Genomic DNA, 13,917 nt, shown 5'->3' with positions numbered 1-13,917 from the left:
CAAAGTCCTGTGAATGTTGATTTGCACTGCCATAGCACGGCCTCCGATGGCGCCCTGGCGCCTGCAGTACTGGTTGCGCGTGCGTTCGAGAAAGGCGTGCGAGTCCTGGCCTTGACCGATCACGACACCCTTGAGGGCCTTGATGAGGCCCGCACAGCCGCGACCGCGCTGGGGATGCAATTGGTCAATGGCGTCGAATTGTCCTGCACTTGGGGCGGCGCGACCATTCATGTATTGGGTTACGGGTTTGATGTCTCTGCACCGCCGTTGGTCGAGGCGATTGCCAAACTGCACGATGGCCGTTGGCTACGATCCGAAGAAATAAGCCGCAAGCTGGCATTGAAGGGTATGCCGGGAGCGCTGGACGGTGCCCGGGCCATGCAACAGGAACTGGGCGACAGCGGCAACGCGCCGGCCCGCCCGCACTTTGCCGACTGGATGGTGCGTGAAGGGTATGTAAAGGACCGCGCCGAAGCGTTCCGCAAATGGCTGGGCGCCGGCAAGCTGGGCGACGTCAAGCAACACTGGCCGACCCTGGAGGAGACCGTCGAAACCCTGCGTGCCGCCAAGGCTTGGGTCAGCCTGGCGCATCCCTGGCACTACGATTTCACTCGCAGCAAGCGTCGCCGGCTGATTTCTGACTATATTCAAGCCGGGGGCCACGCGATTGAAGTGGTCAATGGCCATCAGCCCGCCGAACAAGTGGGCAGTCTGGCGATTCTTGCTCGTGAATTCGGTCTGCTGGTCAGTGCCGGCAGTGATTTTCATGGTCCTGGAGGCTGGTCCGAGATCGGTGAATATCGCCCGCTCCCGGAGGATCTGCCACCACTGTGGTGTCGATTCAAACATGACCCAATTATTGCCGCCGTCTGAACAGGTAGAAAATGTGAGTCAATTTTTCCAGATTCATCCGGAAAACCCACAAGCACGCTTGATCAAACAGGCCGTCGAGATCATTCGCAGCGGTGGGGTGGTGGTTTATCCCACAGACTCGTCCTATGCCATTGGTTGCCAGATCGGCGACAAGAATGCCGTGGATCGCGTGCGCCGTTTGCGCGGGCTGGATGACAAACACAACTTCACGCTGATTTGCAGCGACCTGTCGCAACTAGGGCTGTTCGCCAAGATCGATACCGGCACGTTCCGCTTGCTCAAGGCGCACCTGCCGGGGCCGTATACGTTCATTCTCAACGCCACCCGCGAAGTCCCGCGCCTTTTGCTGCACCCGAAAAAGCGCACCATCGGCCTGCGGGTGCCGAGCCATCCGATTGCCCTGGCGCTGCTGGAAGAGCTGGGTGAGCCGTTGATGAGCGTGACCCTGATCATGCCCGGCGACACCGACCCGCTGACGGACCCGTACGAAATGCGTCAGTTGCTTGAGCATCAGGTCGACCTGATCATTGACGGTGGTTACGGCGGGATCAAGGCGTCCACCGTGATCAATCTCGCCGACGGCGAGCCGGAAGTGATCCGCGTCGGTTGCGGCGACCCTGTGCCGTTCATGGCCGAGGCGTAGATGTCTGCAGTAGAACCCGTTGTTGACAAGCAGGCCGGAGCCCAGCAAGAGCTGCCCTTCGCGATGGTGTATGGCCAGGCGGTATTGGAAATGCCGCTGGACCTGTACATCCCGCCGGATGCACTGGAGGTATTTCTCGAAGCCTTCGAAGGCCCGCTTGACTTGTTGCTGTACCTGATCCGCAAACAGAACATCAACATCCTCGATATCCCGGTGGCGGAAATTACCCGCCAGTACATGGGGTATGTCGAGTTGATGCAGTCGGTGCGCCTGGAACTGGCCGCCGAGTACCTGGTGATGGCCGCGATGCTGGCCGAGATCAAGTCGCGGATGCTGTTGCCGCGAGCCGAAACAATTGAAGATGAAGAAGACGACCCGCGCGCCGAGCTGATCCGCCGCTTGCAGGAGTACGAGCGCTTCAAGGCGGCCGCCGAAGGCATCGATGGCCTGAGCCGCGTCGGACGTGACGTGGTGGTGCCCAAGCTCGATGCCCCGGAAGCCCGGGCGCGCAAACTGTTGCCGGACGTGCGCCTATCTGAATTGCTGTTGTCCATGGCCGAGGTCCTGCGCCGTGGCGACATGTTTGAAAGCCACCAGGTCAGCCGCGAGGCGCTGTCCACCCGTGAACGCATGAGCGATGTGCTGGAACGGCTCAAGGGCGGCGGTTTCGTGCCCTTTGTCGAGCTGTTCACGGCTGAAGAAGGACGACTCGGGGTGGTGGTGACCTTTATGGCGATCCTTGAACTGGTCAAGGAGTCCTTGGTCGAGCTGGTGCAGAATGAGCCGTTTGCAGCGATCCACGTGCGAGCCCGAGCCGAATAACGAGTTGAATCATGAACCTGACTGAACCCCGCGAGCTGGCGCCACTGCTTGAAGCCTTTCTGTTGGCCTCGGGAAAACCGCAATCGCTTGAGCGCCTGTTCGAACTGTTCGAAGAAGGCGAGCGGCCGGAGCCGCCGGTCTTCAAGAAAGCGCTGACGATATTAGCCAAGTCCTGCGATGGTCGCGCCTTCGAGCTGAAGGAAGTAGCTTCGGGCTACCGATTGCAAATCCGCGAAAAGTTTTCGCCGTGGGTCGGGCGTTTGTGGGAAGAACGGCCGCAGCGTTATTCCCGCGCCATGCTCGAAACCATTGCGCTGATCGCCTATCGCCAGCCGATCACACGGGGCGAGATCGAAGACGTGCGGGGCGTGGCGGTCAACAGTCAGATCGTCAAGACGCTGATGGAACGGGAGTGGATCCGCATCGTTGGCCACCGCGATGTGCCCGGCAAACCGGCGATGTTCGCGACCACCAAGGCATTTCTCGATCACTTCAACCTGAAAAACCTCGACGATCTGCCGCCGCTGGCCGAACTGCGTGAGCTGGAGCCGGACCCGGTGCTCGATTTTGACGATGCCCCCGTGCCTGCCAGCCTTCAGGCATTGGCAGACGCCAGCGCCGAGCCCGAGGAACCGAAGGAAGAAACCAGTTTCCACACGTTGCTGCTGGAGCTGGACACTATGGAGGAGGGGCTCAAGACTGACTTCGACGATTTGTTGCGCGATGGCGAGTTACCTGCGGTTGAGCCTGAGATCGACAGTGAACTTCAGGTCGAGTCCGAAGCCACAGTCGAAGAAGAGCCGGAGCCAGAGCTTGAAGACGACGTGCTAGGCGTCGCCGAAGCTCGCGAAAAACTCCTGGCTGCCGTCGCAGCCCTCGAACAGCCGAAACCCGAGCCCGAATTGAGCGACGAAGAAGCCGAAGCCCGGGCCCTCGCCGAAGCCATCGAAGCCGAACGCCGCGAGTTCGACGACTGACCCCAACTCTGTAGGAGCCGAGCTTGCTCGCGATGACGCCAGTACATTCAACATCAAGGTGAATGGAAGTCCGCTATCGCGAGCAAGCTCGGCTCCTACAAGCTCGATAGGCATACGGCGCCACCGGTCGGCGGAAAAGCAGGTAACTCTGCGTTCATCAGCTAGTCTCTGATGCGAAATCGCCCGCATGAGCGTATGATTCGCGACCCTTTGGCGATCCCTTCGCCCTTGCGCACAGTTTTACATCGCTTCAGGACGCTCAATTCAGGGCAGCCTGAACAGACCACACCGGGAGGTGCCCAGATGAGTATCAACGACCAGAAAGACGACCAGGAAATCGGCCCAGCAGGCGAAAAACTGCAGAAAGTCCTCGCCCGTATCGGCGTCGGCTCGCGCCGTGACGTAGAAGCCTGGATCAGCCACGGCCGCATCAAGGTCAATGGCAAAGACGCCACGCTCGGTCAGCGTGTCGACATGCATGACGCCATCACCATTGATGGCAAGGTGATCAAGCGCGAAGAAGCCGCCGAGTCGGTACGCCGCGTGATCATGTACAACAAGCCCGACGGTGAAATCTGCACCCGTGTCGACCCGGAAGGTCGTCCGACCGTGTTCGACAAGATGCCGCGCCCGAAAGAAGGTCGCTGGATCAACATCGGCCGTCTGGACATCAACACCACCGGTCTGCTGATGTTCACCACCGACGGTGAGCTGGCCAACCGCCTGATGCACCCTTCCTATGAAATGGACCGTGAATACGCGGTACGTGTGCGTGGCGAAGTCGATGACGAAATGATCGAGCGTCTGAAAGCAGGTGTCGTCCTTGAAGACGGCCCGGCCAAGTTCACCGACATCAAGCAGGCTCCCGGTGGTGAAGGTTTCAACCACTGGTATCACTGCGTGGTGATGGAAGGTCGTAACCGCGAAGTTCGTCGTCTGTGGGAATCCCAGGGCCTGGTGGTCAGCCGTCTGAAGCGCGTGCGTTTCGGCCCGGTGTTCCTCAACTCCGACCTGCCGATGGGTCGCTGGCGCGAAATGAGTCAGTACGAAGTCGACATTCTGAGTGCCGAGGTCGGCCTGACGCCGGTCGCGATGCCGCAGATGAACGCCAAGAGCAAAGACAAACTCGATCGCATGCAGCGCAAATCGTCGCGTCCGATGGGCAAGACCGAGCGCGTGCGTACCTTGCGTCCAGCGGCCGGTGCACAGCCGACTGTTGCTCCGCGTGATTCCCGTGAGCCACATATTGAAGGCGAGCGTCCAGCCCGCAAGCCAGCAGCGCCTCGTGCTGATGGAGAGCGCGGTCCGCGCACGCCACGTCCGGCCAACGGTCGCACCGAACGCGGCGAAGGCCGTGGTGCGCCAAGCGGCGGTCGTAGCGATCGCGGTGCTCCAGCAGGTCGTGGTGAGTCGGGTCGCGGTACGCCAGTGGCAGACCGTCCTTCCGACACCAAGCGCCCGGCCAAGCCAGCGCCGAAGAAACGCCCAGGGATCGTCCTGGTCGACAAGGACGCGCCATCGGGCAAGCGCCGCGGTGCGCCAGCCGGTTCGGGCCAGCGTCCGGGCTTTGGGCGTCGCAAGCCTGAGTAATCGGTAATCGCCACATAAAAAACGCCATCCCTCGGGGTGGCGTTTTTTTTGGTCTGATTTTAATAGTTGTGGTGAATGGTCGGGCGTCATCGCGAGCAGGCTCGCTCCCACAGTGGACCGAGTTCTCACGGGGAAACGCGATCAAATGTGGGAGCGAGCCTGCTCGCGATGACGGCAGTAGCGGCGCCGCAAGCTTTCTGTCGTCAACGTGCAGCCGTCTCGCGGACGAATCCGCCCAGGAAAATATTCGTTACGGCATGTAAAGAAATCTTGACGAAATATCGCCTAAAACCCGTTGGGGTGAAGCTTACTGATCGGGTGTAAGGAAAACCTGCCGAAATCAATCTGCTGAACGATCGTCCAAGGCTCTGGCCCGCTTGTTTCAGCGGCGCCGTAAGGGTCAGATGCGCCCCATGCCTGTCGTGCAGGTGCATAACAAGAAGGAGGCGCAATGTACGCCGTGACTCATCTCCATCTCCTATCGAGGGGCGATTTTTCGATTGCTCCCGTCAATGACCTGCAAAGGTCTGACTCAATTTTTGCAGCCGCCCGAGACGCTCGGGGTGGACACAGGCAATCCCGGCAAACGACACGCTGATCAGGCGGGTCTGGTAGCAGGGGGTTACAGGTGTACAATGCGCCGCGTTTTAACTGTGACCTCCTGCGCATCAGCGCAAACCTCAAGGCTATCCGCCTTGTTCACTCCGCCACGCCACGAGTGTGTCGGGTTCGATTTCGTCACAGATAAAAACAAACAGGTGACGCATGACCGTTGTAAATACGCAGAACGTGAGACCCTTTTCATGAGTGGACAAACCTCGCAGTCAGGCGAGCTCAAACGCGGCCTGAAAAATCGTCATATTCAATTGATTGCCCTTGGTGGCGCGATCGGTACCGGCTTGTTCCTCGGCTCGGCTGGGGTACTGAAATCCGCCGGCCCGTCAATGATCCTCGGCTACGCCATCTGCGGCTTCATTGCGTTCATGATCATGCGCCAGCTCGGCGAAATGATCGTTGAAGAGCCCGTTGCCGGTTCCTTCAGCCATTTCGCGCACAAATACTGGGGCGGTTTCGCCGGCTTCCTGTCGGGCTGGAACTGCTGGATCCTGTACATCCTGGTGGGCATGTCGGAGCTGACCGCGGTCGGCAAATACATCCACTACTGGGCGCCGGACATCCCGACCTGGGTCTCGGCAGCCGGGTTCTTCGTGCTGATCAATCTGATCAACCTGGCCAACGTCAAAGTCTTTGGCGAGGCCGAGTTCTGGTTCGCGATCATCAAGGTCGTCGCCATCGTCGGCATGATTGCCCTGGGTAGCTACCTGCTGGTCAGCGGCAATGGCGGCCCGCAAGCGGCGGTCAGCAACCTGTGGTCCCACGGTGGGTTCTTCCCGAATGGTGTCAGCGGTCTGGTGATGGCCATGGCGATCATCATGTTCTCCTTCGGCGGCCTGGAAATGCTCGGTTTCACCGCTGCTGAAGCCGACAAGCCGAAAACCGTGATCCCGAAAGCCATCAACCAGGTGATCTACCGGATCCTGATTTTCTATATCGGCGCCTTGGTCATTCTGTTGTCGCTGACGCCATGGGACAGCCTGCTGGCGACCCTGAACGCGTCCGGTGACTCCTACAGCGGCAGCCCGTTCGTGCAAGTGTTCTCGATGCTCGGCAGCAACACTGCCGCGCACATCCTCAACTTCGTGGTGTTGACCGCGGCGTTGTCGGTGTACAACAGCGGCACTTACTGCAATAGCCGTATGCTGCTGGGCATGGCCGAACAGGGCGATGCGCCGAAGGCCTTGTCGAAGATCGACAAGCGCGGCGTGCCAGTACGTTCGATTCTCGCCTCGGCGGCGGTAACGCTGATCGCGGTGCTGTTGAACTACCTGATCCCGCAAAACGCGCTGGAGCTGTTGATGTCGCTGGTGGTTGCGACCCTGGTGATCAACTGGGCGATGATCAGCTTCTCGCACTTCAAGTTCCGCCAGCACATGAACAAGACCAAACAAACGCCGCTGTTCAAGGCGCTGTGGTACCCGTACGGGAACTACGTCTGCCTGGCGTTCGTGGTGTTCATCCTGGGCGTGATGCTGCTGATTCCGGGGATCCAGATCTCGGTGTACGCGATTCCGGTGTGGGTCGTGTTCATGTGGGTCTGCTACGGCATCAAAAACAAACGCAGCGCCCAGCATGCACTGCACGCAGCAGGCTCCAGCGCGAAGTAAGCGCAGAGTGCAGAAACAACAAACCCGGCCAATGTGCCGGGTTTTTTGTTCTTGTTGCGTTAACTTTAGATTGCGCTGTAATCCCGCTCCCACATAAGCATTCCTTGTTTACTACAGTGATTTCTGAAATTTTTAAAAAGTTGGCTGATGCTCGTTGATTCAGAAGCAGCCTACACCCAGCCCAATGCTTTTTTTGCCATAGTCTCGCGCTCTGAATACATCAAGGATTAGCGCTTATGGCCAGTCACAGCTACATGAGTATTACCGGTAAGCGACAAGGGCTTATTTCTGCCGGCTGTTCAGGCCAAAGCTCACTTGGTAACAAGTGCCAGTTCGCGCATCAGGACGAAATCATGGTGCTGGCTTACTCGCACGATATGGTCACCGGTAATGATGGCAGCATTGCAGGTGGCCGCGGCCAGCACAGGCCGATCATGATTACCAAGGCTATCGATAAGTCATCGCCTCTATTGGCAAGTGCGCTGCATGAGCGTGAAGAGGTCGAGTGCATTATTAATCTCTTCCGTACCGCCTCGACTGGGGGGCAGGAGCGTTATTATTCTATACATCTTACGGGTGCGCGTATTGCGCATATCAGTCAGCAAGTTCCCCACGCTATTCGTATGAATGATGCAGAACCGCAAGAACTGGTGTCCATTCGTTATAGAGAGATTGCCTGGGCGCATGTTCCTGGTGCGACAAGTGCTTATAGTACTTGGGGGAATGAGGATGAATGAGACTTCCTGCGATATTCACGATGTGACTAAAGCGGCTTCTGATTTGGTGGCGGTTGGATGCAGCATTGGCATGGCGCATTTTTCTGATGGAGTTATGCGGCTTCGCTTCGGTTCAATGATTTCATCTTATGCCGATGAGGTGCTTCAGGCGGTTGATGAGGGGCTCATCAGTGCATGGCAAGGGGTTCAGGAAATCAGAGCGGAGTACGAGGAGTTGTCGTCAAAGGCTCGTTTTTACCTTCAGAACGGCATTGGGGTTGTGGCGGGTGTTATGCAGGTCAGGACAGGTGTTTCGGTCATTGGTAGCTCAGGGGGGCTAGCTGTAGTTCCGGGGGGGCTGATGGTCGGACATGGTGCAAATAATATTTATGAAGGCTTGGCTAATATCTATCATGGGCCGGGAACTCCAGGCTCGGTCGGGCCTGTTCGGCGTCTCTACAGAACTTTATTTGATGATGGTCGGGGGGATGTCGCTTATTACTCTGTGGATTTGTTTGTTTCGGGGTACGGAGTTTCTAGGAAGGTACTAAAACCTGGAGCGGTGGAGCTTTTCAGGCGTGATCCAATTAACTACGAGAGAGCTTATCGGCAAGCTGGAAAATTGGCGTTGGCTTTCGAGGCGCTAGTCGATTTTCTAACCATAAATATAATGTTTTCGGAGGAGGAAACTTCCCGTTGATGTGGTGGCATTGTGTGAGGTGAACTATTTATGTCTTTTCTCGCATTCTTTGGATGTAAAAAGCCAATCCAAAAAAAACAACAATAGCATATGTTGTCAAGTAGGTTGCATCTAAATATTTTTCATCTATGTCAATTACTTCTCTTATGCAAAATACAATTAGCCCGCTCGGCAGCCCAGAACAGCCCAAAACCATGAGGGTGACTGCAATATGGTATCGAATATTTTCAAGATTCATTAGCTAATGTAGCTCGTCGATGTGAGGTCTTAGATTAATATTGCCATTCGAAACAAGGCAACACCAACTTTGTAAATCCGAGAATGCTGTAAGAGATGTCTGGCATGACTTCATTAACTTCGCCTGCTCCAGTAATTGCCTGCTAAACAGAACCTCATTCGCGGTATCCTGACCACCCTGAACCCGGACGCTTTTCCATGCTGGTGATTTCCAACAACGTGCATCTGCCGGATGCCGAGATCGAGTTGACGGCCATCCGCGCCCAAGGCGCCGGCGGGCAGAACGTCAACAAGGTTTCCAGCGCGGTGCACCTGCGCTTCGACATTCCGGCCTCGTCCTTGCCCGATTTTTATAAGGAACGGCTGCTGGCGCTGCGCGACAGTCGCATCACCAGCGAAGGCGTGTTGATCATTAAGGCTCAGCAATACCGCACGCAGGAGGCCAATCGCGCTGATGCGCTGGAGCGGCTGACCGAGTTGATACTCAGCGCGACCAAGGTCGAAAAGAAGCGCCGCCCGACCAAACCGACGCTGGGTTCAAAAAAACGTCGACTCGAATCGAAGACCAAGCGCGGGAGCATCAAGGCCGGGCGCGGCAAGGTCGATTTTTAACGCGACTCGCGCGCTTCGCGTTGCTTTGGCGCTTGCCGATACAAGTAAACGCTCAAGGCCAAACCGCTCAGCGCGGCAATCGCAGCAAACAGAAAGATCGAAGCAAAACCAAATCCAGCCGCAATCGCTCCCGCCAGTGGCCCGGTAATTCCCAGCGACAAATCAATGAACAGCGAATATGCCCCGACGGCCGCGCCACGGCTGGAGGCGGGCACCAGGTTGACGGCCTCCACGCCCAGCGCCGGAAAAACCAGCGAAAAACCGAAGCCGCTCAGCGCTGCACCGGCCAGAGCCCAATGTGCATCCGGCGCCAGCCACAGTAGCAACAACCCCAGGGTTTCCACGGAGAGGCAGACAATCGCCACGCGGAACCCGCCGAGGCGGTTGATCAGGTTGCCAAACAGCAGGCGCGCGCCGATGAAGCTGGCGCCGAACAAGCTCAGGCACAACACCGCGTTGTCCCAGTGCTGCGTGGCGTAATACAAAGTGATGAAGGTGGCGATGGTGCCAAAACCAATGGAGCCCAGCGCCAGGCCGCAACCGTGGGGCAGTACGCGTCCCAGCACATGCATGAACGGCAAACGCTCACCCACCACAATTGGCGCAGCGGTTTTTGGCCAGGCCAGTGCCAGGCCCAGCACGGCCAGCAGCACGATGCTCACGCCCATGCTCCACAAGCCCAACTGATGAACCAGCAGCACCCCCAGCGGCGCGCCAACGGCCAGTGCACCGTAGCTGGCGATGCCGTTCCAGGAGATCACCTTGGCGGTGTTAGCCGCGCCGACCCGGCCAATGCCCCAGCCAATCGATCCCGAGCCGACCAGGCTTTCAGCGCTACCGAGCACCAGGCGGCCAATCAGCAGGCTGATCAAGCTGAGCATCGGCAGACTTTGGGTCCAGGCTGAAATCAGCATGAACACACCGCTCAAGCCGCAACCGGCCAGACCGTACATCACCGCCAGTTTGCTGCCCTTGTTGTCGATGATTTTGCCGGCATATGGTCGGCTGAGCAGGGTGGCCAGGTATTGCACGCTGATCACCAGCCCGGCGATGACGGCGCCGAAACCGAGGTCGCTGTGGACGTAGCCGGGCAATACGGCCAGGGGAATGCCGATATTCAGGTAGCCGATGAAGGTAAACAGAACGATGGAAACGACTTGCAGCGTGACCGCCAGGGGGCGCTGGTTTTCAGACATGGGTAAAGGTCCACGGGAAAGCAGGATAGATAGGCTGCTTATGATAACGGCGCGAGCGGCTGCGGGTCGTGGAAAAAGTAAAACTATTTGCCGGGCGGCGTGGATCAGGGTTTGGCGGGGGCAACCAATTGCGTCGTGACCAGGGCGGCCAGGGCGTTTTCTTGAGTGCCGAAACGGGCGAGCAGTGCAGCTTGCTTTTCGGGGGGCAGGCGATTCCAGATCTCGATCATCTTCTCGGCTGTACCGATCAGGACGCTGGCTTGGGTTTCTGAGAAGTCATCGGTCATGGTGCGGGGCTCAAGGTTCAGGCGGTGTGGAAAGCGCATGTTAGCGCTTTCCACACGGTCTGGCATTGCAGGTGTTTCAGTCTTCGCTGTTGGCCTGGCGGCTTTCAGTGGCTTCTTTTGGCTCGGGCTGTTGGGCGCCGGCTTGTTGCGTGGTTGTCTGCTCAGTTTCGTGCAGGCTTGGGAAGGGGAGATTAGGAATCTCGTGCATATTTCGCGCTCCTCGCTAAGTCTGTTGATAGATCTGGTAGATCCGCGCTTATACAAAGCTTGGGCAGGATACAGCAGTAAAAATGACAATCAGACTTTTATATCCATTTGTTTCGACGGATGGGATTGTCTAGACAGGTCTGTAGGTGGGAGCGCTGCAAAACAAATGTGGGAGCGAGCCTGCTCGCGAAAGCGGTGGATCAGTCAATGTTGATGTCGACTGATACTTCGCATTCGCGAGCAGGCTCGCTCCCACAGGGGGGATGTGTTGTACCTGATGGTTATTTGCAGACTTCGGCAATCGCCTCAGCCAGCAAGTCCAACCGCGTCGCATCAATCCCGGCCACGTTGGCCCGGCCGGAGTTGACCATGTACACGCTGTGATGATCGCGCAGCTGTTTAACCTGATCAGCCGTCAAACCGGTGTAGGAAAACATCCCGCGCTGCACGCCGATGTGCGCAAAGCGCTCACGCAGGCCATACGGTTCCAGCGCTTCGACCAGGCCGTTGCGCAACTGGGCGATACGCAAACGCATGGCTTCCACTTCGTCGGCCCAGAGGCTTTTCAGCTCCGGGTCGCCAAGAATCGTCGCGACCACGGCGGCACCGTGATCCGGCGGTGTTGACCACAGATTGCGGGCGATGTTGGCCAGTTGACTGCGGATGTCCACGAGCTTGTCAGCGGTTTTTGCGCAGACAATCAGCGCGCCGGTGCGGTCGCGGTACAACCCGAAGTTCTTCGAGCACGAACTGGTGATCAGCACTTCCGGCAACGCGCCAGCGAACAGCCGGGTCGACCACGCATCCTGCTCCAGGCCATCGCCGAAGCCTTGGTAGGCGAAGTCGATCAACGGCAACAGATCGCGACTGCGCACCACGTCCAGTACTCGGTGCCAGTCGTCATGGGACAGATCGAAACCGGTCGGGTTGTGGCAGCAGGCGTGCAGCAGCACCACGTCGCCCTTTGGTGCGTCATTGAGCACCGCGAGCATGGCGTCGACGTCGAGCCGATTGTCGCTGCCCACGTACGGGTAGTGACTGACTTTGACCCCGGCCGCCGCGAAAATCGTTTCGTGGATCGGCCAGGTCGGGTTGCTCAGCCAAACGCCACGGCCCGGCAGGCACTGCGCGATGAAGTCGGCACTCAAGCGCAATGCGCCGGTGCCGCCCGGCGTCTGGGTCGCCCCGGCGCGTTGACCGGCGATCAGTGCGCAGTCCGCACCGAGCACTAGCTCGCTGATGGCTTTGCCGAACGCCGGGTCACCGTGACCACCGATGTAGGTTTTGGTGGTTTGACGATCAACCAGACGCTGCTCGGCAAGCTTCACCGACTGCGGAATTGGCGTCAGGCCTTGGGCGTCTTTGTAGACGCCCACGCCGAGGTCGAATTTGCGCGGGTTTGGATCCTGCGCATAGGCTTCCATCAAACCGAGAATCGGATCACCGGGGACTCGGCCTATGGCGTCGAAATGCATTATTTGCGGCCCTCGGCGTCCTTGGCCACTTCGTCAGTGCGCGCGGCCATGATGAAGTCGTTGCGGTGCAGGCCCTTGATGGAGTGGCTCCACCAGGTGACGGTGACTTTGCCCCATTCGGTCAGCAGGCCTGGGTGGTGACCTTCAGCCTCGGAGATTTCACCAACGGCGTTGGTGAACGCCAGTGCGTGCTTGAAGTTTTTGAACAGGAACAGCTTTTCCAGCTGCATCACGCCGTCGCGGACTTCGATGTTCCAGTCCGGAATCTGCTTGATCAGGATCGGCAACTCTTCGTCGCTGACTTGAGGGGCGCCGGCTTGGCAGGCTTCGCAGTGGGCTTGGTTCAATGTGGACATGATGAATTCCTGAAATCGAATTATTGGACATCGGCCGTCAGCGGAACCGCGTGGTGACACCACGCTAAACCAAAGCGTCGGTTCCTGACAGGCTCACTTGATTCTAAAAGCAGCGGATCACGCAGCCTTTGGTGGAAATTTCGGGGTGTGCAAGCCCAGCTGCATACCTTGTTTGACCATGCTCATGATGTCTTCATGAGCCACATCAAACAGACGCTTGAGGTTCGGCAAGACAAAGTACAGCGGTTGCAGGATGTCGATGCGATACGGCGTACGCATGCATTCCAACGGATCGAACGTCTGATGTTCAGGCTCGTTCGACAGGCAGTAAACGGTTTCTTTTGGAGAAGAAAGAATGCCACCGCCGTAAATGCGCAGGCCTTCGGCTGTATCGACCAGACCGAACTCGATGGTCATCCAGTACAGACGCGCCAGGTACACGCGTTCCTCCTTGGTCGCTTGCAGGCCAAGTTTGCCGTAGGTATGGGTGAATTCAGCAAACCAAGGGTTGGTCAGTAGCGGACAGTGGCCAAAGATCTCGTGGAAAATGTCCGGCTCTTGCAGGTAATCAAGCTGTTCGCGGGTACGAATAAAGGTCGCCACCGGAAACTGCTTGTTGGCCAGCAATTCGAAAAAAGTCTGGAAGGGGATCAACGCCGGGACTCGGGCCACTTGCCAGCCGGTGGTTTCACCGAGGACTTTGTTGATTTCACCGAGTTGCGGAATACGGTCGTGGGGCAGACCGAGTTTTTCGATACCGTCCAGGTACTCCTGGCACGCACGACCCTCGATCACTTTCAGTTGACGAGTGATCAGCGTGTTCCACACCGCGTGTTCTTCAGCGGGGTAGTCGATAAAACCTTGCGCATCGGGCTCGCGAGCCACGTATTGCGTCTGCTTCATGCTGCTCTCCTGCAAGGGGATTCGTTCTTGTTATGTACTGCTATGGACCTAGAAATACCCCAAGGAGTGCGGCGTTGCAGCAGGTGTTCGGCGTTCTG

General features: G+C 57.9%; 15 protein-coding genes. 9 read left to right on the top strand and 6 right to left on the bottom strand.

Going from position 1 to position 13,917, the window contains the following annotated elements; genetic code table 11:
- Positions 1–9 precede the first annotated feature (9 nt).
- The 9 genes from AC3ISI_RS21325 to arfB all read left to right on the top strand — a co-directional run bounded on the left by AC3ISI_RS21325 (position 10) and on the right by arfB (position 9,395).
- Positions 10–873: a PHP domain-containing protein gene (locus AC3ISI_RS21325; RefSeq protein ID WP_489333671.1), complete on the top strand. Its 864-nt coding sequence runs from the start codon at positions 10–12 to the stop codon at positions 871–873.
- Positions 874–886: 13 nt separating this feature from the next.
- Positions 887–1,516 (top strand): L-threonylcarbamoyladenylate synthase, encoded by a 630-nt coding sequence (locus AC3ISI_RS21320; RefSeq protein ID WP_489333670.1) that lies wholly within the window; start codon positions 887–889, stop codon positions 1,514–1,516.
- Positions 1,517–2,338, top strand: coding sequence for a segregation and condensation protein A (locus tag AC3ISI_RS21315; protein ID WP_489333668.1), 822 nt, complete (start codon positions 1,517–1,519; stop codon positions 2,336–2,338). It abuts the gene before it with no gap.
- Between the two features lie 11 nt (positions 2,339–2,349).
- A complete protein-coding gene (gene scpB / locus AC3ISI_RS21310; protein WP_489333667.1) occupies positions 2,350–3,315 on the top strand; it encodes an SMC-Scp complex subunit ScpB in 966 nt (321 codons plus the stop codon).
- A gap of 303 nt (positions 3,316–3,618) precedes the next feature.
- Positions 3,619–4,905: a 23S rRNA pseudouridine(2605) synthase RluB gene (gene rluB / locus AC3ISI_RS21305; protein WP_223519546.1), complete on the top strand. Its 1,287-nt coding sequence runs from the start codon at positions 3,619–3,621 to the stop codon at positions 4,903–4,905.
- An 803-nt stretch (positions 4,906–5,708) separates the two neighbouring features.
- A complete protein-coding gene (locus AC3ISI_RS21300; protein ID WP_150781131.1) occupies positions 5,709–7,130 on the top strand; it encodes an amino acid permease in 1,422 nt (473 codons plus the stop codon).
- A gap of 236 nt (positions 7,131–7,366) precedes the next feature.
- Positions 7,367–7,867, top strand: coding sequence for an Hcp family type VI secretion system effector (locus AC3ISI_RS21295; protein WP_489333666.1), 501 nt, complete (start codon positions 7,367–7,369; stop codon positions 7,865–7,867).
- Complete coding sequence (locus AC3ISI_RS21290; protein ID WP_489333665.1) at positions 7,860–8,546, top strand: DUF4225 domain-containing protein; 687 nt, start codon at positions 7,860–7,862, stop codon at positions 8,544–8,546. Before AC3ISI_RS21295 ends, AC3ISI_RS21290 begins: the two co-directional genes overlap by 8 nt.
- A 435-nt stretch (positions 8,547–8,981) precedes the next feature.
- Positions 8,982–9,395 (top strand): alternative ribosome rescue aminoacyl-tRNA hydrolase ArfB, encoded by a 414-nt coding sequence (gene arfB / locus AC3ISI_RS21285; protein WP_489333664.1) that lies wholly within the window; start codon positions 8,982–8,984, stop codon positions 9,393–9,395.
- Here the strand turns inward: arfB and AC3ISI_RS21280 are convergent.
- From AC3ISI_RS21280 to phhA, 6 genes are all read right to left on the bottom strand, one after another.
- Entirely contained in the window at positions 9,392–10,591 is a 1,200-nt protein-coding gene (locus tag AC3ISI_RS21280) for an MFS transporter (protein WP_489333663.1), read from the bottom strand. The genes arfB and AC3ISI_RS21280 overlap by 4 nt on opposite strands.
- A 104-nt stretch (positions 10,592–10,695) precedes the next feature.
- A complete protein-coding gene (locus tag AC3ISI_RS21275) occupies positions 10,696–10,878 on the bottom strand; it encodes a hypothetical protein (RefSeq protein ID WP_489337765.1) in 183 nt (60 codons plus the stop codon).
- 76 nt (positions 10,879–10,954) lie between these two features.
- Positions 10,955–11,086: a hypothetical protein gene (locus AC3ISI_RS21270; protein WP_489333662.1), complete on the bottom strand. Its 132-nt coding sequence runs from the start codon at positions 11,084–11,086 to the stop codon at positions 10,955–10,957.
- A 280-nt stretch (positions 11,087–11,366) separates the two neighbouring features.
- The gene (locus tag AC3ISI_RS21265; RefSeq protein WP_489333661.1) at positions 11,367–12,560 is read right to left on the bottom strand and encodes an amino acid aminotransferase; all 1,194 of its coding nucleotides are present in this window, start codon (positions 12,558–12,560) and stop codon (positions 11,367–11,369) included.
- A complete protein-coding gene (locus AC3ISI_RS21260; protein WP_489333660.1) occupies positions 12,560–12,916 on the bottom strand; it encodes a 4a-hydroxytetrahydrobiopterin dehydratase in 357 nt (118 codons plus the stop codon). Before AC3ISI_RS21260 ends, AC3ISI_RS21265 begins: the two co-directional genes overlap by 1 nt.
- Positions 12,917–13,033: 117 nt before the next feature.
- Positions 13,034–13,819, bottom strand: a complete 786-nt coding sequence (gene phhA / locus AC3ISI_RS21255) for a phenylalanine 4-monooxygenase (RefSeq protein WP_489333659.1) — start codon at positions 13,817–13,819, stop codon at positions 13,034–13,036.
- Positions 13,820–13,917 lie beyond the last annotated feature (98 nt).

This window comes from Pseudomonas sp. GL_139_B, assembly GCF_057834475.1.
Note: the sequence above shows the minus strand (reverse complement) of the source record. Positions and strands in the feature narration are given on the sequence as shown.

What these genes read in the sequence shown, in the direction of transcription:
- AC3ISI_RS21280 (WP_489333663.1), bottom strand. Translation starts at nt 10,591, where the DNA reads ATGTCTGAAAACCAGCGCCCCCTGGCGGTCACGCTGCAAGTCGTTTCC.
- AC3ISI_RS21270 (WP_489333662.1), bottom strand. Translation starts at nt 11,086, where the DNA reads ATGCACGAGATTCCTAATCTCCCCTTCCCAAGCCTGCACGAAACTGAG.
- AC3ISI_RS21315 (WP_489333668.1), top strand. Translation starts at nt 1,517, where the DNA reads ATGTCTGCAGTAGAACCCGTTGTTGACAAGCAGGCCGGAGCCCAGCAA.
- AC3ISI_RS21290 (WP_489333665.1), top strand. Translation starts at nt 7,860, where the DNA reads ATGAATGAGACTTCCTGCGATATTCACGATGTGACTAAAGCGGCTTCT.
- phhA (WP_489333659.1), bottom strand. Translation starts at nt 13,819, where the DNA reads ATGAAGCAGACGCAATACGTGGCTCGCGAGCCCGATGCGCAAGGTTTT.
- AC3ISI_RS21275 (WP_489337765.1), bottom strand. Translation starts at nt 10,878, where the DNA reads ATGACCGATGACTTCTCAGAAACCCAAGCCAGCGTCCTGATCGGTACA.
- AC3ISI_RS21260 (WP_489333660.1), bottom strand. Translation starts at nt 12,916, where the DNA reads ATGTCCACATTGAACCAAGCCCACTGCGAAGCCTGCCAAGCCGGCGCC.
- AC3ISI_RS21300 (WP_150781131.1), top strand. Translation starts at nt 5,709, where the DNA reads ATGAGTGGACAAACCTCGCAGTCAGGCGAGCTCAAACGCGGCCTGAAA.
- rluB (WP_223519546.1), top strand. Translation starts at nt 3,619, where the DNA reads ATGAGTATCAACGACCAGAAAGACGACCAGGAAATCGGCCCAGCAGGC.
- AC3ISI_RS21265 (WP_489333661.1), bottom strand. Translation starts at nt 12,560, where the DNA reads ATGCATTTCGACGCCATAGGCCGAGTCCCCGGTGATCCGATTCTCGGT.
- arfB (WP_489333664.1), top strand. Translation starts at nt 8,982, where the DNA reads ATGCTGGTGATTTCCAACAACGTGCATCTGCCGGATGCCGAGATCGAG.
- AC3ISI_RS21295 (WP_489333666.1), top strand. Translation starts at nt 7,367, where the DNA reads ATGGCCAGTCACAGCTACATGAGTATTACCGGTAAGCGACAAGGGCTT.
- scpB (WP_489333667.1), top strand. Translation starts at nt 2,350, where the DNA reads ATGAACCTGACTGAACCCCGCGAGCTGGCGCCACTGCTTGAAGCCTTT.